A 20,535-nucleotide genomic window follows, 5' to 3' on the forward strand; every position below is an offset into this window, starting at 1 on the left:
ATTGATGAACGGCTGACGGCTGACTTTTCCCCTGTTATACTGAGCCAGCTTACGGCTCTGATTAAGTGAAGTGTTTAATCTGCCCATTGGGCGCATGTTGGCCCAATAGGGCGGTTTTAGTCTTCTGGCATTCGTTACGAAACCAGGTAAAAAATAGCCGTCATGGGGTTAATTATTAACCAGACATTTCCATTACAGGTACCCGGCCAGTACTGATGGACCCATCCCTTATAAAAGCCCTCCTGTTGCTTCAGGGTAATGGTATAGTCGTATTCTTTGGTTGGCCAATCAATCGAGTGTTCAGCCTGAAGCTTGATAGCCCGTTTTAAGGTATCCAGATGAAAACTCCGCAGTTCAGGGGGCAATATGGATTCCAGTTCTAAAGTCTTAAAGTTTAATTCTGTCAGCAGATTTGGTTGACTAGCCAGTACGTCATAAACACCCCCAAACTGATGGCTTTTTTGCTCGAAACCCGCTTTAAGCATGGGTAAATTTGCTTCCTTATAGCCACGGTATAAGTTTACCCATAAATGAGGATGCCGTTGCTCAACGAAAGCCTGACGGTATAATAGAAATTGAAGAAAGTTATGATGCGCCTGGGTTGCGTTCGCAACGGGGGGGTGACCTGAATTCATAGTCGAGGGTGATTTATTGACGCACAAAAAGTAGTTAACTATCTGATTTACTGATAGTAATATAACTATTTTTTGCCGATTTGCCAATAGGGCTGGTTGGTGTCTCGCCTCTTTTTCTCCCCCGTTATTTATGTACACAAACAAAAAAGAGGGCAATGGCCCCCTTTTAGTGTTTATCCATATGATTACATTGTTAGGTATGACTGGGTTCAGCCTGCGTGGTGGAAGTCGCTGACAAGTCCTCAGCAGATGATTCAACCGAATGGGGATGGGTGTAGGAATCATTGAGCAGGTCGTCCCTGCCATCGGGTTCGGTGCCTACTGGGTTGGGGTTGCGAGTTACCTCAGTCGATTCCAAAGTTGATTCCTGCTCATAAAATACGCTGGTGAGCTTGGTTGTTTTTTTCGATTGGGGCCGTATAACTAGCCAGTAGTACCCGCCAGCTCCAGCAAAAACTAACAGAATAAGTGAAGGTAACCAGGAGGAGCTGCTGGTAGGAGCGGGTTGTTCTTTTATAGAAGCAACCTTTGGCGTCTTGTCCGTGCTTTGCTGGATTTTCGAGCGTTGGTTGGCCAGCGCGGATTCAATCGTTAAGCTATCTTCTATGGCTTTGCGGGGAAAGATCTCATCCGTCAGAATATAAAGCTTACTGGCGTACAGACGAGCCTCCTGGGGCCTACCGTTTATCTGGAGAAGGCCGAAGCGAACAAAACGAACCTGGGTATAAAAGTCCATTTTTGACACTACTTCGCTGAGTGAGGCGATGGGAAGATCCATGAGTCCCCGCATGGTTATCGAATCTTGTCGGGTGAGCTGAATCTGATCCGAAAACCGTAATACAGACGGTGAACTGATCATGGTCCGCCGGGCCGAGTCCGATAAATCAAAAGAGGCCGATGAGGCACCGATGGGCATCCGTAACTTGAGCTTTTGGGCATCCAGTTCACGCTGAACCAGATCGGGCGTCGTTGCTTGGACAGCGGGGGTGAGGCTTGGAATCGAGGGTGCGGCCGGGTGTGCTGGCTGCCAGGCCATCAGTGGGCTAGCCAACCCAATAAACAGGAATAAGTTTCTGGTCATGAGTTAAACGCAAGCTTTTAGTTGTTTTTTTTCGGTCATTACGCTTCACACAAAGTTAAACGAATATAGCAGACGGCCTAAGGAGCTCTTGGGTAGCGGTTTGGGATTTAGCAAACTATTTTTTTTTCGGTCACTCATTTTTTTAATCATATTACCAATGAAAAGGTGAAGTAAAAACCAGCCCGCTGACCGGCGGGCAGTCTCTTTACTCGTCGTCATCGGGCAACGAGTGTTGATTAAGAATGTAGTCGGCTGCGGCCTGCGCTTTAGAAGCGGCCTTCACGATGATCGTTCGATCACTGGACAACAGCTTGCTGTAATAGTCAATGTAAGCCGCAGCATTTTCCAGCAAATCGTCGCGCTGACTAAAATCAACGCCCAAAGCATTCAATAAAAATGACGTACCCAACTCAGCAATCAGTTCTTCAAATGCGTAAGCCAATGGATTCGGCTCGCGGTTTGCCACATAAGCGGCAATAGACTCCCGGTTTAACCGCTTGGGGTGACCCGAAGCGTGAACAAGCTCATGGAACATCGTTTTGTAATAATTTTCGGGTGTCCTGAACTCGCTGATGGTTGGTATGATAATGGAATCTTTGCGGGGTAGATAACAAGGAGTACCGGGGCACGTATGTGAAATCTGAATACCGTCCTGGCTCATCCGGTCGACAATCTCCTGCAATTCATTGATTTGCAGTTGTCGGTTGGTTTCAACCAGCGCGTCCAAATCTGGCAGTTTGACATCAATCCCGTCTGTCTGGTCAATATTCCAGACGTAGTAAAATCGAAATAACGGCGCTACGCTTCTTCCCGCTGCTAATAAGGCTGCTTTCTTGTCTTCGCTAGGGAATTTCCAGAACGTAACAATATGCCCTTTTTCGCCCTTTCTGACTCGTCCGCCCAGTTGGTTAATTTGCTTTAGGGTTAAGTAATAGGGTTTCTCGTACGGAAGCAGAGCCAGCAGCAACATATTGATGGATGTATAAGGCCGTTTCGAGCAGTAATTTTGCGGAAAACCATACCCATTCTTCTTGTACTGAGCTTTCCAAGGGATGACTCCTTTTTCTAATTGAGTAATTATTGTTTGGGTAATTTTATCATACAAAAAAGCCATTCCAGGCCGGGCCATCTTACCGCCCATTGTATCGTCCGTGGCGGTGGGTGAAGTAGGTGGGACATAATTTTGAGTACGTTTTCCTACGTTGGATTTTTTGGCAGTTTTTTTTGATAGCGTTGTCATGAAATAAGGGGTTTTTTGCTGTTTGTTTGTAGCCTAAATTTACCCCCTAAAGCCCTATAATAGTCTGATAATGAACGGCTGATGGACATTCTGTGTGTTACCTTTTTCCCTGTTATAAAAAATGAATTGGGTGAGGTTTTTCTTAGTCTTGCCCGTATAATTTTCGTGTTGCTCACTTGGTAGCGCACGGGTGGATATAAAAAAAGCAGACACCGTAAGATGTCTGCCAGGATAATCGGTATGTTCCGACTTATTACCTTTTCGCCCCGATCAAGTCCCAGAATTCCTGAATCGTCAGGGTGTCGGAATACTGCTCATCAATCGCCCGATCATCCCCCCGAAGCGTTTGCCAGCTTTCGGATAGACCTTCACGAATAAGAAAAGAACCCCGTAGGGTAATCATAATTTCACCAGGTAAGGCCTGAACGATTTTTTCACTCAACGCTTCACTAAGAGCCTGGCGCGAACCCACTGGTGCGACATCCATCACCGCATCGCCCGTTTTCTCCTCGCCCACCTCAACTGATTCTTCCTCTCCTAAATCGCTGCCCGTTGCCGTTTTGGTTTCCTCTGCTATCCAAGTTGGATTGTTCATCGCCTGACGCGTATGCTCCAGGGCCGCATCGGAAAAATCGTCGTTGGCATCAGGATTATTTCCAACCGCATTTTTAGCGGGTGCCCGGTCCTTAGGGGCCTTTTTGTTAAGTGGAACCCCTCCTTTCTCGGCCGTTTTTTTAATGCGGCTGGCCGTAATCGGCTTGCCGTCTTGCTGGCTCTCGGCTACGGTCTTCTTCCAAATAGTAGTTCGTTGATCTTCCGGCAGCTGAGCCAGCGCAGCCGCGTGAGATTCGGTATTGGGCAAGGGAATGGACGTGTTTTTCCCGTTTGATAGTTCACCTTCTCCTTGTTCACCCGTTTCTTTACCCTCTTCGGGTGCTGACCACACGTAGCTTGTGGGGCCCGAAGCTTGCCCAGCCGTTTCCGCGTCTGCTGGTTCGGCTAAATTTGTACCATCACCGGACTCTTCCGTATAGTCGACGTCCTCGGGTTGTTTCGCCGTTGAGGGTGAGGGCTTTGACCGACGTACTTTCCCGGTAGGAACGGCTTGGTAGCCTTCCGTCGACGAAGCATCCGTTGCTTCAACCGGATCGGATTTAATTTCTTCCGCAATCTGATTAACAACTTTAGCCGCTTCAATAAGTTGATAGCCTCGATTTCGGTTAAGACTGAACCGTTCCAGCATGTACTGTTCGATGGTCAGGTGAGTAGCCCGGTACAGTTTATTTTCCTGAATTTCAATCAATGCCCGGCCGACATCCAGAAAGGTATTCATGCCCCGGTCAATCGTTGCCTCCAATCGGGCCAGTTGAGCGGCTTCGGCCGTTGTTAATGGGGTGAGGGTTTTAACGGAGCTGGAACCAAACCGGCGCGTTGGCAGGGGTACATCATTGACCATCACCTCCGGTTCCGGTTCAGGCGTTAACGCGCTGCTTAGAATGCCACCTACCTGTTGCGAAAAATCTTTTGTTTTCTTAGCCATAATTGACACTTAGTTGGCGGTAGTAAGAATGGCTAGCAGCTCATCCACTAACTGATTAAAATCTTCAGCTCCGTTACTGCCCGGATCATACTCAAATATGGATTTATGCTCGGCTGCGCTTTCCATCAGGCCAATGCTCTGCCGGATGGCGGCGGTAAAGACGGGCAATTTACTTTCCACTAAAGCTTTCTTGATTTCAGAACCAAACTTTGTACGTTCCCCAAACCGATTTTTAAGAATGCCTGCCAGTTCAAGCGACCGGTTAAAATCTTTCTTCATGCGGGTCGCCTGCTTGATAATCTGGGCCAGTCCCTGGAAGGCAAAATTTTCACCCTGCAGCGGAACAATGTAGTAGTGGGCAGCACATAAGGCATTCCGGGTAAGTATACCCAGGTTAGGCGGGCAATCAATCACGACGAAATCATAAAATGCGTCCGGTGCTTTTTCGACCTCTTCTTCGATCAAATTCCGTAGGGCGAAAAATTCCGCGTCGTTACTTAAAATGGCATCGGAACGCTGCAGATCCAGGCTAGCGGGCAGAAAGCCAAAGGGATGCCCATTTGTCTTAGTCATCTCGATTACGTCTTCCCACTGCGCATCCCCCGTCAGTAAATCACCGACATGCTTGGATTTAGCCGGCAAGCCTACGGCCATGGTCAGGTTATGCTGAGGGTCCAAATCTACCATCAGCACGGAGTGACCGCGCCGGTTGATACCGGCCGCCAGGTTAAAGGTTATCGTTGTTTTGCCCGTGCCGCCTTTGTTGTTGAATACGGCCAGAATAATTGGTTTTGACATGGTATTAAGTAACGGGGAAGAAATGCGTCAACAAAAAAACTAAGGAATATCTACATTCAGCGAAAATGGACCAACTTGTTTCAACCGGCCGCTTCTACCGGCCGGTACAACCGGGCGTAGTAGATCAAAAAATTTTATACGTGTCCAGCCGGTAAAGACACGACAGTTGGTTCATATACCTGGTCAGGCGGGCCTATCTCAAGTGGATTAAGTAAACTGGCTTGTGGTAAAGTTACCGGTTCCTTGGGGCGGTTCTGGGCAAATTGCCGGGCATGATCAAGGGAGAAGTCGGGCAGTAAGTTCAGGTAGGTGAACTGTTTGGCTTTATCGCTTGATTTACCACGTTTAATGCTGAGGACAAAGGGTACCATACACAAACTTCCCAGTAATTGCTTCCAGGTGTCTACCATTCTAGTAACCTGGGGAATGGTGGATTGTGCGCCATGCGTCATGATCTGCCAATACCCAACCAGGGGAAAGTCCCGAATCATAAAACGCAAAGATAAGGTTGGCTTCCAAACGATGTGCTTGGCCTTATCGGGCGCAAGTCCTTTTTGTAGGTGTTCTTCGGTCCGTAAGGCAATATCCGGAACCTGTTGCAACGTAACCAGTTTGGTATAGCCTGGACTTCCGTCTTTAGGTCGGAAATAAAACGTTTGGCCGTCCGAATAGGCGTATAAATCACCCTTCCGATCCCGGATTTCCAGCCGTACATTACAGCTGGCTTCCTCTGCATCGTTGTAAAAACAAATTGGCAACTGGCGTGGCTCCGGTCCGTACAGTTGCGTGAATAAATCCTGAGCCCGGCCACGGGGCACAAAGTAATCCGTGGCGGTTGGGTATACCTTCCCCCCTTCCGTGTGCGCGAGTTTTCCCAGGCCAATTCGCCCTATTTCAGGAATAGCTTCCTGCGGAATGCCGCCAGTAGCCACGGGTTGCATTGACGTTATAATCCGCATAGTTCAATGAAGGTAAACAGTATAAACCATTTCAATATGGCTTAAATATAAAGCAATATATGTTTTTTTTTCGGTCATTGCAACATAAAATTAAGAAATTTCTCTTCAATTTTTGATTTAATGTGCTGAGTATCATTATGTAAGCTTCGTTGCTATCTACGATCATAATGATCCATTAAGAGCATAATTGTCCGCCACCGAGGTCAATTAACCGATGTATGTTGGGGACTTGCTACGAAAATTTCACACGTCTAACGTTCGTTCAGCATAGGATGAAATTGCCTTCGGATTTGTTCTTTAGGTAGCGGGTCGGAAACGCCGACCCAACACGAAAGATAACGTACATGAGTAGATTGTATACACCAGCCGAAACACTCCGCCGGCTACGGAACCGAATAGGCCATCCATGCACGGATGACTACGAAATACGTCGGGTATTTTATGAGTTGTTTTCAGATCCAAAACTTAAATTTGCCTACACCCCCTACATTTTTCAACATCCCCTACTCCATCGGGCCACTAAACATATCAACGAAAATTGGTTTAGTGACTCTGACGGCAGCCCACTCATCGACCGAATGCACTGTCCGGCTCCTCCCTCCGACCGGGATTATACGTTTCCTCGGAGCCGCTGCAACCTGGATAACGAGTCGATGTTTTATGGGGCTTCGGAAATGGGTGTACCCATTTTTGAGGTTCAGGCAAAAAAAGGCCATTACGTTGTGATTTCGAGCTGGGCTCATAAGTTGGCTACCCTGGCGGCCAATAATCGACCCTCTCAACCGATTGAGGTAGAAACAATCATACTGGGGGCTGAACATATTAGACGCTCACTTGATGTGAATTCGGACGAGGACAAGGACTTGTATGACCTGCTGATTAACCACGAGCCTTATTTTTCTCCATCTACCGATCAGGAAGTTCGCGACGTGGATGCTTATATCGGGCAGGTGTTTGCCGAAAAAGGTAGCAATGAAGTTTATCGATTTACCAGTACGCTGTCAAACATCCTCTTCAATGACTTTCGAGTCAATAAAGTCGCGCCCATAAACGGGTTAATCTATCCCAGTGTCGAAAGTCAGGTAAGTGGTCATAATATCGTATTGAACGCCGACTTTGCCCATAACACGTTTAAGTTATGGGGAGCAGATATGTACTATGTACAGGAACATGACGTACATCAATCATTATTTGTTCTTCGTAAGATAAAGTCGATTAAGTATGATCCTGCTGGTAAGCATGAATGGGTGGGGGTAAGTCCTGCTGATGCAAAAAAACTGTACCGGTTGTCGCCCGCGACAAAACGGGTCTACGCTGAGCCAATGAGTTAGTTATCATTTTAGTGGTACTAAGTCATAAGTAGTTACCTCGCTTACCAGGCTATCGGGCTGTTCGTGCTGACAGCAGCCACAAACCAGGCAGAAGGAAGCTAGCTTTGAATGAACAAACCGCTCTGGACAAGTGCAGTTCCAGAAGTGAGAATTGGTCAGTAACGGTGATTCAGGGGCTACCGGACGTAATTTCCCGGAGATGATTGGGGGTCGAAAAACAGTGGAGGTAAGCCTAATTCCTTCTTTTTTGATAGTCGGAAGATACGTTCTGACTAGGATGAAAATCGATCAATGAAGGCTATAAAGGAGTAATTTATATCAGTTCCTTCCCCCGTTATACCCCGGCTTTTTAGCCGGATTAAGTGGATAAGTGCTGTAAAACGATACTAGGTGAAGTAGTAGGTTTGGCGCTGGTCATTGGGCTAAAGGCTTTGCCTGATGTGGCCGGTGATGAGCGCTAAACTTACTTTACTTGAAACGAGGCTGGGTAGCCTTTAACGTCCTTCGTAGCGGTCATGGAGCTTCAGAAATCCCTTGAAATGCGCAGCAAAATCGGGTTGATCGCTGTAAACCCAGTCCCCACTAGCCATAAGGTGTTTTTTCTCATGACCAACTGGCCGTAGATGGGGGGCGTATTCATCGCCTAACGCACTTGGTTCAAGGTAAACGGCGGGGCATCGCTCCGAGACAAATGCATTCCCGGTGATGCCTTCACCGACAATGACGACGCTATCGACGTGACCCAGCAAATGGCGCTCATTGGGTCCATAATGACGATAGATTTGAGCACGGATGCCGTTTTGTTTTTGAAGAGCGGGGGTAAGAACAGGCTGCATAGCGGAGTTGTGGCTGATTTTCTATACCCTAAAGATCGTCAGAACAGGTCATTGCCTGGGGGTTAAGGGAAACTCGTTATTACCTGCGCAATGTTCCCTTTCCCCTGTTATAATGGGCGTAGCCTTCTCCCCGACTATCACCACGGATGATTAGTCATGCCCTTTATCCTTTGAGTAGGTGAAGTGAAGCAAGCATGACCGGCTTCAAACGGTCATCAACTGAATACCTATCCTAAAAACCCTTTACTGTTACTCCACAGATAAACCCATTCAAAGACGTCATTTTCTTGCGGATCATTCACCTCAATAGTAAACTTATCCAGTACCAGTTCTCCCAGGCCCGTTAAGTTTACGTCCTTATCCTGGTTAGGATTGTAATTGCCCGATAAGGTTTGGTCAATTTGATACAGTTCATTCAGGAACTGGTAAACGGCTTGCTGGGTCAGGGACTTCGTTTCCATAACAGGGCGTAAGGGTTTAGTACTGAATCGGCACTGGTTTATAACTTTCTTTTAGGCACTACCCGTCAGTAGGTATTACCTGAATAAGTGAGCAGGTAAGTTTTTAGGTGGTACCAGCTTTTTTCTATTCTTACGCCAGCGGGTGAAAAAAGCCGTATTATTTTTAAAAAACCAGAGCTGAATTTGAATAAACTCACGGGCAAACTTCCTCGACACCTTATTATCCGATAGTAACTTTTTGTAAATCGGCTCATTCGCCTTAACCCGCTCGGCATTGGTGTTAATCCGGTGATGAATTAATAGACGGTACTTTTCTCGCACTTGAAGGGGCTGTTTATAACTACCAAAGTTTAAGCCTTCAAACGGTATTTTGCTCATAATAATCAGGTGTTTACCTTCCTAAAAATACGATTCATCGTGGGGGCAGCTGATTACAATAGGGGGTAGCTGCGGCTGATAGTCAAGTTTTATTCCCCTGTTTTAGTATTGCCTGAATTCGTGAAGTGAGGTAGCCAAGTCTCTATCGGGTTAGTCAATACTTAGAGACAACACAATGACCATGAGAAAATCGGTATTCTCGCAACTGTTCGATACTCCAGTGACCATACTTCTCCAGTGCCTTCTTGAGGTACTGTGGTAGAGCGAGTTTCCCTTTTACGCCATGGTTGACTTTGGACTGAGCGAATTTAGCCAGCTTAGCTGCTTCGCGCTCTACCCACTGTTGCCAGCGATCCGGGTGGGTTCTGTACAAATAAACGATCTCGACTTCGTTCTGAAAGGGACAGAACATACAATTACTTGGGTAGGGTACCGGATATCCGTACCCGGCAATGATGCGTTGGCAGGCGGCCCGGTCGTGGCCCAGTTCCAGGAGCGGATAGCGATGCTCAACGCACAGTTTCCGCCATTTGGGGATATAGGCGGGACCGGTGTCGCCCTCTTGAAACAGAACGTATTCATCCGGTTTGGCTGGCGTTTTGGGGCCTGGATGAGCGACCCGGCTTTCCTCCCCGGCGGCAAAACCGATCCAGCTGACCAGCTTACCGAAGTAATGGCGGTACTGGTAAAAAACGGAAGGGTCATTGCCACGGTATCCGTAATGATCTCGTAGCCACTGCGCCAGAAAGCGATAGCTGACTTTAATCTTCAGATTATCGGTGCAGGATTTAGCAAAGGTGACGCCCATAATGTTGTTATTGCGCTCCATCTGATCCGTAAGGCTCTGCCAGGTGGCCCCGTGAAAGCCCATGTCCGGCGTCACGAACGTAAAATCAATCCCGACCGTTGGACACCATTGTTTTAGCCACGAAACGTATTCTTCTGTTTCCTGATATTCATTGCCGGTGTCAGTCATTAAAGCACAGAAATTAGATTTACCCAAAAACGTTTTCCGAAAACCTATATCATGCTGGCATAACATTAGTAACGCTACGGAGTCCTGACCACCCCCGACAAAGAGGATACGAGTCGGTAAATCAGTGTTAAATAGTACAGACATCATTACGTGTTTAGGGTTATATATGACTAGCGTAAACGGTTTGCCGGGCTTGTTAACACTCAGTAAGTGCCTTACTGAAAGCGACTGTTAGCGCGGCTGTCATACGGATAGGCATCAGCACTGGCTTGGAGAAGGTGCAACATTCGACTGGTCATCATACAAGCGAACGGATAGGCTTATACGTCAAGAAAAACTGACATCTGTTGCGCCGTTTGATCCGTGTCCGTCGCCGTCCTGAGGACCATGAATACGTAGGGATCGGGTTTATCAAATGCCAGGGTGCCCTTCACGGGCATAAGCTCTAACTCAACAAGGCCCGAAATTGATACCCGCCAGCCCTGCCTAGCACCTTGCTCCTGGTCACTGACTTTACCCTTATCTCCACCCTGCCGTAAATACTGACCCAGTGGGTTACTCCCCACTTTCATCGGGCTACAACGCGGAAATTGACAGTTGATGTAGTTGATTCGATTGGTGAGCGGACCGCCGCTGCGGCCGTTCAATGAACACGTTCGGCTCGTCGGTCAACCGCAGCGGCGGTCCGCTGATTACAATAGGCTGGCATGACATCCAAAATCGCCTTTTGGAGTTTATTGGCGGGACTGCCCGCGTGGGAGGTACGAATATAAAATTGAGTATCCATAACCGTAGGAGAGTTACCGTGGCGGAGGCGTATGTTGGCTTACTTAAAAATACGGCTTTTATAGGACTCAATTCCTCATAAGGCTGCTTTAATAGGCTATCAATCAGCCTACGGATAAGCCTTTTCCCCTGTTATAGTCATTGAACGTACTGCTTGAGAAGGTGAAGTAAAGTAAACAGAGTAAAGCCATCCCGGTTAGGCGATGGGCAAAGGAGCGGTGCGGCCCGTTTCCAGATTAAGGAAACAGCCCCGGTGGGGTGTCATCGCTTTGCGGAACAGGGTCCAAAGTAGAGAACAGCCATGATTGGCTAGTGTTGAATTAATAAATAACTCCTGCTTTTGCAACGCTTCGGCCAGTGAACAGCTGGGCGTATTATCGGACTGGTCAGCTTCGAAAAGTAACTGGTCAAATTCGTCCGTAATAAAGGGAAGCTGGCCAACAGCCATATATTCCTGCGTAGGGGGTTGTTCAATTTCGCCAACAGTCGATAAAATGACCTGACCGATTTGTTGACTGTTCCCGTAATCAAGCCAGTAATAGGGTCTGTCGCGGTCGAACGCGCCCCGGTCAGGCGCGACCCGGTCCTGTTTGGCCTGTACGCTTAGTCCCTGTAATATCAGCGCAATTTCCCGCCGTGCCGATACAGTATCTACGCACGTAATGAACAGATTGGCCGATGCGTACTGGCGCGAAGTTCCCCGAAGGCGGCTGATACAGTAGGGGGTTGGAACCGCTTTCCAGTTGGTGCCAAAAAAACCGTTGACCCGGTTAATTAAGGCAACTGCTTTGTTAAGTTTCAATTCAGAATGGGCAAATAACTGTCTACCCAGGTTCGCATGGCTGACGGTATCACCGTCCCATAACCGAACATGCAAACCGGGGTGGCCTAATTCGGTAAAGGCGTGGTTCATTCTGGCCAGCAAGGTCAACACCTGCGAGCCGGTCCCCCCGGCCCCGATTAAATTAACCGTCAGCGGATTGGTCGGATTCAGCAGGTATGAAGCGGTAAAATGAACACTTGGTCGCGCCTGATCGGGCGAATCCACGCGGGGTCTAGTTGTTTCCATCTGTATAACCTGTAAGTTGTTTTAACGTGAAGGGGCTGGTAACGAGTACCTCAAGGGGAAAAGCTGTATTCTGATCAATCAATCGTTGCCATAGTTGAATGATGTTACCCTGAACAGGCTGATGTTCATCGAACAGGTGGGAGAAGTACGAATTGAAAAAGCTTTCTTCCCATGCCGCCATAAATTCGTTAAGCGTGGACGACTGACGAATACCGACGCTGACAGTTCCCATGCAGACCCCTCCCTGCTTGTTGGTATTGAAAAACGGAGCATAATATAGGGGGGTATCTATGGTCGGTTTCTCGGCACTCAGCAGGGCAAACAGAAATAAATAATTCTTGGAAGCCAACCATACCAACGCGGGTAGAGGGGCTATCCCGTTCGGTATAGTTAACGACTCGATGAAATATAAGTTACGCTGTTGCGGGGGGGTGTACCACATTACCCGGCCCTGATCGGCATCCAGATAAAGTACGTTTTCGGGCAACAGCCCGTTGAGTCGTAAAAAACCTTTTTTCTTTTCTTTTTCCACCGTCAGGATTTTGGCTAACTGCCTTGACTCTTGTTCGGTTAAGGGATGGAAATTAATGGGATGACCAGAAACCGGGTCAACGTCGAAGGCTTGCACATGCCCATGATGACTATTGCTCGCCTGTCGATAGACCAGCAGTCCCTGCGTCGGCAGATACGACTTCCCATACTTTGCGGTTATGTTGTTCATCAGCAAGGTTTTTTAGTAGGTCGGCTAGCTCATCAAGGCCGGTATAGAATACCTCCTCAAAGGCTAAACAAAGCGGTGGTTTGGCGCAAGGCCGTTCAAACAAATGATACGCCAGTGGTTCTTCAACGTACCCGCCCCCGTTAAAATCGCAGTCCAACGATTCCAGTATGTTCTCATGGACCCAATCCCCACATTGCCATAAAAAACCAATTCGCTGGTCGGGGTCAATTGAATAATCATCGTCGGAATTGGCCAATCCCCGCTCATAGCTTCGGTAGTAGGCGCGGTCAGGGTACTGACGATATAAATTCAAAAATGAGCCGCTAATCCGGTGTAAGGCTTCTTCCCATTCATCGGTAGGTCGGAAGGATTGATGCCGCGTTTCAAACGCATCCAGATGCCGCTGGTTCCAACCTATGTACCGTTGTAGGATTGATCCGCCCAGTCGGGTATTGGTTAACAGCGTCTCAAATTCAGCCAGCTGGTTTTCCTCATCGTCCTCCCGCATGGATTCTGCCATCATATCACATTGATAATAGACAAAGCTACTCTGGTCGGAAAAGAAGGCCACACCTGCCACCGTATGCAGATACGATACCAACGAACATAACAGGGCCGAAGCCGACAACCTGCTTTTTTCCTTGAGCGTCTGGTAAAGGGGTTCCAGCGGTATATAATACGAGCTAAAGCCCGTTTCATAGACCTTGTAAACGGCAAGGGTTGATCGGAGGGTATCATCGTCCTCGATGATGGCCAGCGATGCATTGGAGTCTGCCGCTTGCAGGGCAGCTTCGGCCTGTGAAAAGGCAAGGAAAACATTATGCGGATAAACGCTGGTATTTTCCATTGCCGTTACGTCAAAACCAAACCCATAGGCTTGAGACAAAAACAACAGGGATTGAAAGAACTCAGCTTCGATAATCGCCTGATCGTGAAGTTCGGCCAGTTCCTCAACAACTGGCTCGAAACGGTATCTTAAAAAACCATTGGTAGCTGACTCAGCGGTAAAGAGCGTCGTTTCTGAACGACGCTGTGAGCCGCGTCGGGGAGTGAGTTGAGGGTGAGCAGAAACGCGGCTATTGCCGAGGAGCGTTGCCATTGATTGGAATAGGGATAGTCCGTTGAAATAACTCTGGCGGGTTTGCCCATGATCGCTACTGATTAACCTTTCGTACCCATAACGCTATCAAAACGGTACTCGATGCGGTCGTTTCTGACTTGCCCCTCACTTACTTTTGCGGTCGTTAACAGGGGATAACTGTTGGCATAAAAATTCAGTACGGCTTGAGGGCTTAAGGACCGTTCAGGGTCAGCCAGTTCAACAGGCTGGCCTTTGTCCTGAATAATAAATACCCGTTTATAGGTTGTGGCGATCAGGTTCATACGAGTTGTTTATGCATTAATTGATTCAAATAGGGTAGGGGCACTGAACTTCTGAACTAATTCTTCCCGCTTTTTGGTGAGGGCTTCCTGCTGGTTGGGGAATAGGGTCGGGTCGGGCAGTTTGGCACACGCTTCGCGGTATTTTCCGGCTTCTTCCAATTCAGCCACTTTGACCATAATGCCATCATAGTTTTTTTTCTGTTCCTCAGCTTCTTTTCGCTGTTTGGTGTCAGCCGCTTTTGCCATTGCCGACTGCTCACTGGCCAGCGCAACACTTTTGAGATGGTCCTCCATACTGACCAGCAATTGAGAAGTCTGCTGATACGGCTCTGTAATCTTTCTGAAAAAAGCTTCATCAATGGCTTCTGGAAGTCCATTGAACAACAGGGGTTTTATTAGCTGTTGGGCTTTGTCTCCGCATTGCTCGTTGGTCAGCAGAACGCTAACAATGAGTTTTTCACCTACGGTTTGACAGACGATTTTAAAATCGCCCTGTAAGCCAAGCTGGTGGACTTTTTGAAAAAACTCCATACGCTGTTCAGGAAATAAATTGTGTTGTTTACTGGTCTAAAGATAGCCATTCAACCGGGTATGGGGTGGGGTAACGAGTGTTGCTTATAGGGATGGGGAAAGCCCTTTTCCCTGTTATGTGTAGCTAGTTGCAGGTTAGCCTGCCTGGGTCCAGGAATCGACCCCATCGCTGTCAACACAGATGAGTAGGTGAAGTAAAGTAGCGATAGCCGACTCGCCCGCTGTGTGCGCTGCGATCGGTATACGACCACCGAAGGGAAGGCGCTTCGGTGGTTATGGCTGAAAAACCCGTATGCGCCGGATCGATCAGAAAATTGTCGTCCCGTAGGATCTATTCCAGCCCTGAACCGCCGTTCCGGGAACCTCCGTTCTGGAAACCTCCGTTCCGGGTCAGGTCGTAAATAGAAACCGAGTAAAACGAATGTGACAGGCTACCCATTAAGCCAAACGAAACACGCACACCATCCACCGTTCCGGTAGAGTCAGAATAAAATATTGTAAACTCATTGAGCTTCACCGGCTGGCCTTCTACCCGTTGGTAGTGAATCAACCGGCACAGGGCGTTATTCATATCGTTGGTTAGGCTACGCCCACCCTGATCCAAGTCAATTAGAAAAAGCGTCTTGGCTTTAAGGTCGATTTGAAACTGCACGTCTGATTGCGGGTAGCCTAATATCTGGTATTTGGGGAGCGTGTGTTTGGGTAGCTGACCGTTATGACCATTTTCCATATCAGTAGACGTTTGCTGGTTTACGACTCAAAAATAGCGTTCGATACGGAAATAGACTGGCTTAGGACCCAAACCGTAGTGCAACATAAGCGCGCCTTCTCCCCTGTTATGGCCTGGTCTTAGGCGTAATAAAAAAGGTGAAGTGACTCTTTTATCAGCGAACGCAAACCTATATACGTATTGCTGTCAGGTAACTAATCTGGCGTACTCAACCGCTAAATCGTCCATTAGCTGAGGAAGTCGTTTACCCAAATCCGGGTAATCAGGCCGTTGAAATACATCGTTGAAAAATTCTTCACACCCCTCCAGGGCTACCCCGGTCAGGCCCTTATTAATTAACCGTTGTTTAGCCTGCGCAAACAACGTTTCCATCCGCTGGCTATACAAACCATACAGGATGGAATGAAACAGGTTTTTTGCGTCCGTCAGGGCGGCATGCTCGCGCCGGTAATGCTGGCGGGTGGCTGGGCTGGCCATTGCATAATGGGTTCCATTTTGCTTGAACCATTCTTCTGTCTGCTTTCGGGGCTCCAGCAGTATATGGACGTACTCATCATACAGACATGGCCACAGTTCCAGCACCTCACTGAGCGTCCGCTTCTGCCAGTCCTCATCACTGCCAATGCGTTCGATCAGACTGCCCACATCCGGCAACGGCGTAACGCGCAGCGGTTGTAGAGCGACGTCTACCGGAGAGCTAAAGAGGTTCAGTTGCCTACTTGCCATGTGGGCGTCTATTTTAAGCTATAAAATTTCACCCGCTTATCGGCGTGTTGCTCGATGAGCCGCTGCTCAGTGGCTTTTCGATCGCGTTTATCGCACCAAAGCTGCACGTACGAAGTTCGGTCTACCTCGATGGGTATGCGGTACTCTAAACGCCCCCCGGCCAGTTTGATCCGGCGAATGTGGAGAATTGGGGGCCGCTTGCTTTTGCGGACGGGCGGCACCTGAATCTGGCGAAGGCGGGGAGCAGTTGAGGCGTGTTCCATGTACTAAAGATACGCCCCTCAGCCCTGGGTATGGTCGCTAATCGATAAGGCTTGCAAAGCTGTGTTGCCTTTCACCCCCCGTTATCTTGGATGAGAAGGTGAAGTGATACAGGCAGGGTGAATAGGTTCGTTGATGACGCCTGTGGCGCGTTTCACCCTTTCCGGTTCCAAAGACGTCCCAGTCTCAGGCTATTTTCAAGGACATCGTTCAGGTTTTTGGGCTGTGTCTTGTTTTTGTCGTCTGTTCCGGGTCCGTCTAGCCATACCCAAGTCAACAGCCACTGGTTTTTTTGTTTCGCGAAGCGATTTCTGAAGTAATAATTCTGCGTAGCGCAGTTGAATGGATTCCGCAGTTGTGTAGGGCATGTCGGCCCATCCATACAGCTGCGCGATGTGCCGTCGCACCATCGCCAGTACCTTTGCATCGTCCAATCCGATCATCTCGGTTGGCCAGCCTTTGGTAAAGCGGATTCGCTTCGGCAGCCTTTGTTGTAAGGCGGTCCTCTCCTGCGCTCGATACCTGGCTTGTTGGTGGCCCATTTGCTGTTCAGCCGATAGCAACTCTGGGGCCAGGCTTGCCAGCCAGGTAGCACCCTGAAAGGAGAAGCCCGATGCATTCTCCAGATCGATCAGCTGACGGTAGGCTGCATGATTATGCTGGGCCTTAAGCGCCCCGCGTAAGTCGGCCTGACTAGACATAATGCAAAAGGTACACGAAACCCGGCTGCAACCGTAGTGTCGATAGGCTTGGTGAATGGGCAAGCCCCCAGTCTTGTGCGCGTCCCAAACCTGAGCCAGCGTCCAGTCAACCAAGGGATTCCAGGTAATACCGCTTGTATTCTTTTTCTTACGCAACAGGGCAGACTGGGGCTGCTGGACGGGCGTACGCTGGCGGTCCTTGCTTTCGGCCCGGCGAACGCCGGTTACCGAAATGATTACCTGATTAGGAAACAGTTCGGTTAGTCGCTGGCAGATAATGGCTGTTTTTAACTCGCTCGTGCAGAACCGCATGGATGGGGTCGACCAGGGCAGGATTAGCGACACGCAGGAGAGGTTTTTGTACCGTTCCACATTAGACTGCCAGCGTTGTTGCCAACGCTCGATCATGCCTCCCTGCCGGCGTTGTACGGTAATTAACGGAATGCCTAATTGATGGGCCACCTGTTGACAAATACGGGCAGAGTCCTCCCATTCAATCTGTCCCAGGTCTGCATGAACCAGGACGCGCGGCCCCCGGTGACCGATCCGGTTCAGGTAAGCCATGACTGCCCAGGCACAGGCCGATGAATCTTTTCCGCCACTAATGCCAATGGCAACCGGGGCCTGCTGCGCGAGTAGGCGATTGACTTCGTCATCAATGGCAAGGCCAAAACCCTCGTCCGTTGACAGGACGGACATTTCAGGTGAAGCAAAAAGAGAAAGCTGGCTCATATAAGAATTTGGTTTGCCTTCTTTGCTATCCGGCCTGACCTACTGGATATCTGGGATTGATTCCGTTGCAGCATACTTTGTAACACGGGTAACAGCGTGTATACCCGGCTTTGGGCAATGGGTAGACGCACGCCACCCACTAACTCAACGTCAAACAAAGGCCGTTTCTGAGAGCGGGTTTGCTGGTGCACACTGAGCAGGTAGTCCGGATTGATAACGTATTGCTTATGAATCCGCAAAAAGCTGGGATAGTACTGGGCCACTAGGGCAAGCGGGCCCCGTCGAAGATCCCGGTATCCCGATAAAAGATGGGTCCATGTGTAATTCTGCTCGCCTGACAAATAGCATACCTGCCGAGCCAATGAGAAGGGTCGATGATTCATGACCGGGAAGAATTAATGAACAGGTTAAGAGCCACCGCACCAAAGAGCGCTTAGGAACAATACGTCTCTTAGTAAGCTTGTCTGACAGCTCTCTCTAAAGTCCGCCAATCAACTTGGCTTTTTGAATTCAAGAATCAGTTCTTCATCCTGCCAGAGTTCGGTACTATTCATGTACGCTTCTCTTGACCATTCGGCGAAATGTCTGGCGTCTGACTGGAATTTGAACGTAGCAAATGGTTCGGTTTGACCCTTAATGCGAACTTCACATCTAAAGGGATTTTCTTTTTGCTTGGCCATAGCATCCGGGGACAGTTCCCTGTTTCTTCTTTCCTAAAGATACGACCCTTCAGGGCGAGCAATGACCAGAATGTATGTGCTGTACGTGTCTTCCGGGCCGCCCTTTCCCCTGTTATACCGGCGTTCACGCCGTCTTTTTTACAAGTCAACTTTTCTTCATTAGTTTAATCAGGCAATCGCCTTTGTCGATCTATCCTGATCAGATTTTACGCTCATGACTCTTTTCTTCTGCTGCCTTGGTCTCATTGCACTGGTGTCAATCCTTACGGTGCTGGCCTTAATTTTACTAAGTAGGTTACGCCGTGAACAGCAGCGTCGGGCGCAGTTGCACCAGCAGGTATGCCGTCAACAATATCGGCTTCAGGTTGATCAGGATGTGATCCGGCAGTTGTATCTCCAGAGTGGGGTTTCACATGAGCAGGTGCAGCGGTGGATCGATGGCCTAACCGAAAGCGAGTTTTACGCCACCTTCTTGTGGGAAGATTTGGTTGAGGAGTCAGGTGAAGTTATTGCCTTGTATGGCCAGGGCAATCTCCCCTTACGTCGGCTGGATCGCAGCCGGATGGCCAGTCAGCAAGGTATCGACTTGTTAAGTCATTCCTTTACTCGTCGGCAAGGCATTTACTACCAGATGCGCCGGCATATCCTGCCCACTGACAAAGGCCCTTGGTTTAGCTAGTTCATCCATCAATCGACACGGCATCATTCCAACTCAAGTCCAAGGGGAGGTAAACTTTCATCATTCGAATAAAGCAGAAGTGTATCAGCATGACAGGGGATAGGCTTCCCTTCTTTCGATAAAAGGGCGCAAAAGCAGGCTAAATTTTTTCCTTTCAGTAATCCTAGGTTACCACGCATCCAAACAAACCGCTGGCGAATGGCTTCGCTAACAAAAGACTCATCGCTCGGTATACCATTGGGATCAGCCAGTAGTTGAGCGAACCGGTCAACGACCAGCTGCTGGGCTAGTTGGTGAATTTGTTCCGCGTCAATGATTCCTGCTTTAGCGCCTTGCCGCTCGGCTAGCTTATAAACGTCAGTTAGTCGGAACGGATTACCAAACCGGCCGGGCCGGCAGACACTGATTGTGTTTGGTGGTAACCGGTATCCTTTCGTTCGTTTACGCTGTACACGGATGGGCATTTACGGTTGTCTGTTTAGGCGTTTTTTGAATTGAAATTTTGCTGGCTTCAGCCACTATTTTTACTCGATTTGCCACGATGTTGGCTGATAAGGCTGCTGTTTCCAAGACCGTAGTAATGACTGGTATTTACGGCGACCATAATTAATAAATGAATCGTCGATTACGTGTTCCAGCTTAAACAATTGATGGGGCTTTTGTTTTTGAACTCCCAAGATCAGGTACCTGGTTACGGCTTGTCCGACCTGTTGGCAACCGTCCAGATAGAAAGCGGCCTGGCGGTCGTAATCGTACGTTTGACAAGCGGTTAAAAAATCGGTGTAGGTTGTGGCTGATGTCGTTTTAACGTCAACGATCAGGCTTTCTACCGGAGCGCGTAAGTCAATGCGTGCTTTGCAGAGAAGTTTTGTCCGTTCATCCTCCCAAAAGTGCGCCTGCTCACAGATACCCTTTTTGAGCAGTTCAGAAAAATCAGTGTCGTTTCGCATCACCTCTAGCATCCGTTTTATAGCCGTAGCCCCCTTACCAGCGGGTTCGACCTCAGGAGTCAGTAATAAGTGATCATGGAAAAGAGTCCCGAATGCCAGTGCCTGGCTAAAGATTGGGATCGGCTTACGTCCGAACAGAAGTTTGTTTTTAAACTCGGTCAAGTCCGAGTTAGCAATTCGGGGAATGGCTCGGTAATTCATAATCGGCTGTCGTTGTAAATACCCACCAGATAAGCTTTTTACAACAACAAGATACACTACGTTGATGAGACAGTAGACTTAACAGAGAAGTAATTAAACCCTTGTTTAACAGTTTTTTACCCCGTTATTAATAGCGATTGGGCCTATGCC

Annotated in this window: 27 protein-coding genes; 2 read left to right on the forward strand and 25 right to left on the reverse strand. The window is 48.6% G+C overall.

Going from position 1 to position 20,535, the window contains the following annotated elements; all coding sequences use genetic code 11:
• Window positions 1–134 precede the first annotated feature (134 nt).
• The 6 genes from ACYVEA_RS29210 to ACYVEA_RS29235 form a co-directional block, all read right to left on the reverse strand.
• Entirely contained in the window at window positions 135–635 is a 501-nt protein-coding gene (locus ACYVEA_RS29210) for a hypothetical protein (RefSeq protein WP_461116926.1), read from the reverse strand.
• A gap of 193 nt (window positions 636–828) precedes the next feature.
• Entirely contained in the window at window positions 829–1,716 is an 888-nt protein-coding gene (locus ACYVEA_RS29215; protein ID WP_461116927.1) for a hypothetical protein, read from the reverse strand.
• A 205-nt stretch (window positions 1,717–1,921) separates the two neighbouring features.
• Window positions 1,922–2,956, reverse strand: a complete 1,035-nt coding sequence (locus tag ACYVEA_RS29220; protein ID WP_461116928.1) for an ArdC family protein — start codon at window positions 2,954–2,956, stop codon at window positions 1,922–1,924.
• A gap of 253 nt (window positions 2,957–3,209) precedes the next feature.
• On the reverse strand, window positions 3,210–4,496 hold the full coding sequence (locus ACYVEA_RS29225) for a hypothetical protein (RefSeq protein WP_461116929.1): 1,287 nt from the start codon (window positions 4,494–4,496) through the stop codon (window positions 3,210–3,212).
• A gap of 9 nt (window positions 4,497–4,505) precedes the next feature.
• Entirely contained in the window at window positions 4,506–5,294 is a 789-nt protein-coding gene (locus ACYVEA_RS29230) for a ParA family protein (protein WP_461073603.1), read from the reverse strand.
• A gap of 134 nt (window positions 5,295–5,428) precedes the next feature.
• A complete protein-coding gene (locus tag ACYVEA_RS29235; protein WP_461116930.1) occupies window positions 5,429–6,253 on the reverse strand; it encodes a recombination directionality factor in 825 nt (274 codons plus the stop codon).
• A gap of 344 nt (window positions 6,254–6,597) precedes the next feature.
• Here ACYVEA_RS29235 and ACYVEA_RS29240 point away from each other — a divergent pair, with 344 nt between their 5' ends.
• Window positions 6,598–7,584, forward strand: a complete 987-nt coding sequence (locus ACYVEA_RS29240) for a hypothetical protein (protein ID WP_461116931.1) — start codon at window positions 6,598–6,600, stop codon at window positions 7,582–7,584.
• A gap of 494 nt (window positions 7,585–8,078) precedes the next feature.
• On the opposite strand, the gene ACYVEA_RS29245 is transcribed toward ACYVEA_RS29240, so the two are convergent.
• From ACYVEA_RS29245 to ACYVEA_RS29325, 17 genes are all read right to left on the reverse strand, one after another.
• Window positions 8,079–8,420 (reverse strand): hypothetical protein, encoded by a 342-nt coding sequence (locus ACYVEA_RS29245; protein WP_461116932.1) that lies wholly within the window; start codon window positions 8,418–8,420, stop codon window positions 8,079–8,081.
• A gap of 227 nt (window positions 8,421–8,647) precedes the next feature.
• Window positions 8,648–8,881, reverse strand: coding sequence for a hypothetical protein (locus ACYVEA_RS29250; RefSeq protein ID WP_461116933.1), 234 nt, complete (start codon window positions 8,879–8,881; stop codon window positions 8,648–8,650).
• Window positions 8,882–8,956: 75 nt separating this feature from the next.
• Window positions 8,957–9,259: a hypothetical protein gene (locus tag ACYVEA_RS29255; protein ID WP_100990294.1), complete on the reverse strand. Its 303-nt coding sequence runs from the start codon at window positions 9,257–9,259 to the stop codon at window positions 8,957–8,959.
• A gap of 154 nt (window positions 9,260–9,413) precedes the next feature.
• Window positions 9,414–10,235: a hypothetical protein gene (locus ACYVEA_RS29260; protein WP_461116934.1), complete on the reverse strand. Its 822-nt coding sequence runs from the start codon at window positions 10,233–10,235 to the stop codon at window positions 9,414–9,416.
• A 320-nt stretch (window positions 10,236–10,555) separates the two neighbouring features.
• Complete coding sequence (locus ACYVEA_RS29265; RefSeq protein ID WP_461116935.1) at window positions 10,556–10,882, reverse strand: hypothetical protein; 327 nt, start codon at window positions 10,880–10,882, stop codon at window positions 10,556–10,558.
• The gene (locus tag ACYVEA_RS29270) at window positions 10,879–11,022 is read right to left on the reverse strand and encodes a hypothetical protein (RefSeq protein ID WP_461116936.1); all 144 of its coding nucleotides are present in this window, start codon (window positions 11,020–11,022) and stop codon (window positions 10,879–10,881) included. The genes ACYVEA_RS29265 and ACYVEA_RS29270 overlap by 4 nt, the downstream gene beginning before the upstream one ends.
• A gap of 195 nt (window positions 11,023–11,217) precedes the next feature.
• A complete protein-coding gene (locus ACYVEA_RS29275; protein WP_461116937.1) occupies window positions 11,218–12,090 on the reverse strand; it encodes a PRTRC system ThiF family protein in 873 nt (290 codons plus the stop codon).
• Entirely contained in the window at window positions 12,077–12,811 is a 735-nt protein-coding gene (locus tag ACYVEA_RS29280; RefSeq protein ID WP_461116938.1) for a PRTRC system protein B, read from the reverse strand. Before ACYVEA_RS29280 ends, ACYVEA_RS29275 begins: the two co-directional genes overlap by 14 nt.
• Window positions 12,732–13,910 carry a hypothetical protein gene (locus ACYVEA_RS29285; RefSeq protein ID WP_461116939.1) on the reverse strand — a complete coding sequence of 393 codons (1,179 nt, stop codon included), beginning with the start codon at window positions 13,908–13,910 and terminating at the stop codon, window positions 12,732–12,734. Before ACYVEA_RS29285 ends, ACYVEA_RS29280 begins: the two co-directional genes overlap by 80 nt.
• A gap of 62 nt (window positions 13,911–13,972) precedes the next feature.
• Window positions 13,973–14,194, reverse strand: coding sequence for a PRTRC system protein C (locus ACYVEA_RS29290; RefSeq protein ID WP_100990059.1), 222 nt, complete (start codon window positions 14,192–14,194; stop codon window positions 13,973–13,975).
• Between the two features lie 9 nt (window positions 14,195–14,203).
• Window positions 14,204–14,725, reverse strand: coding sequence for a prtrc system protein e (locus ACYVEA_RS29295; protein WP_461073621.1), 522 nt, complete (start codon window positions 14,723–14,725; stop codon window positions 14,204–14,206).
• 331 nt (window positions 14,726–15,056) lie between these two features.
• A complete protein-coding gene (locus ACYVEA_RS29300; protein WP_461116940.1) occupies window positions 15,057–15,455 on the reverse strand; it encodes a hypothetical protein in 399 nt (132 codons plus the stop codon).
• 186 nt (window positions 15,456–15,641) lie between these two features.
• A complete protein-coding gene (locus tag ACYVEA_RS29305) occupies window positions 15,642–16,181 on the reverse strand; it encodes a hypothetical protein (protein WP_461116941.1) in 540 nt (179 codons plus the stop codon).
• 8 nt (window positions 16,182–16,189) lie between these two features.
• Complete coding sequence (locus tag ACYVEA_RS29310; protein ID WP_461116942.1) at window positions 16,190–16,444, reverse strand: hypothetical protein; 255 nt, start codon at window positions 16,442–16,444, stop codon at window positions 16,190–16,192.
• Between the two features lie 195 nt (window positions 16,445–16,639).
• Entirely contained in the window at window positions 16,640–17,875 is a 1,236-nt protein-coding gene (locus tag ACYVEA_RS29315) for a phosphoadenosine phosphosulfate reductase domain-containing protein (RefSeq protein ID WP_461116943.1), read from the reverse strand.
• Complete coding sequence (locus ACYVEA_RS29320; RefSeq protein WP_461116944.1) at window positions 17,872–18,258, reverse strand: LytTR family transcriptional regulator DNA-binding domain-containing protein; 387 nt, start codon at window positions 18,256–18,258, stop codon at window positions 17,872–17,874. The genes ACYVEA_RS29315 and ACYVEA_RS29320 overlap by 4 nt, the downstream gene beginning before the upstream one ends.
• 108 nt (window positions 18,259–18,366) lie before the next feature.
• The gene (locus ACYVEA_RS29325) at window positions 18,367–18,555 is read right to left on the reverse strand and encodes a hypothetical protein (RefSeq protein ID WP_461116945.1); all 189 of its coding nucleotides are present in this window, start codon (window positions 18,553–18,555) and stop codon (window positions 18,367–18,369) included.
• Between the two features lie 214 nt (window positions 18,556–18,769).
• Here ACYVEA_RS29325 and ACYVEA_RS29330 point away from each other — a divergent pair, with 214 nt between their 5' ends.
• Window positions 18,770–19,234: a hypothetical protein gene (locus ACYVEA_RS29330; protein ID WP_461116946.1), complete on the forward strand. Its 465-nt coding sequence runs from the start codon at window positions 18,770–18,772 to the stop codon at window positions 19,232–19,234.
• Between the two features lie 23 nt (window positions 19,235–19,257).
• On the opposite strand, the gene ACYVEA_RS29335 is transcribed toward ACYVEA_RS29330, so the two are convergent.
• Window positions 19,258–19,698 (reverse strand): DUF4326 domain-containing protein, encoded by a 441-nt coding sequence (locus ACYVEA_RS29335; protein ID WP_461116947.1) that lies wholly within the window; start codon window positions 19,696–19,698, stop codon window positions 19,258–19,260.
• A gap of 60 nt (window positions 19,699–19,758) precedes the next feature.
• Entirely contained in the window at window positions 19,759–20,385 is a 627-nt protein-coding gene (locus ACYVEA_RS29340) for a PD-(D/E)XK nuclease-like domain-containing protein (RefSeq protein WP_461116948.1), read from the reverse strand.
• Window positions 20,386–20,535 lie beyond the last annotated feature (150 nt).

Source organism: Spirosoma jeollabukense (assembly GCF_054777855.1).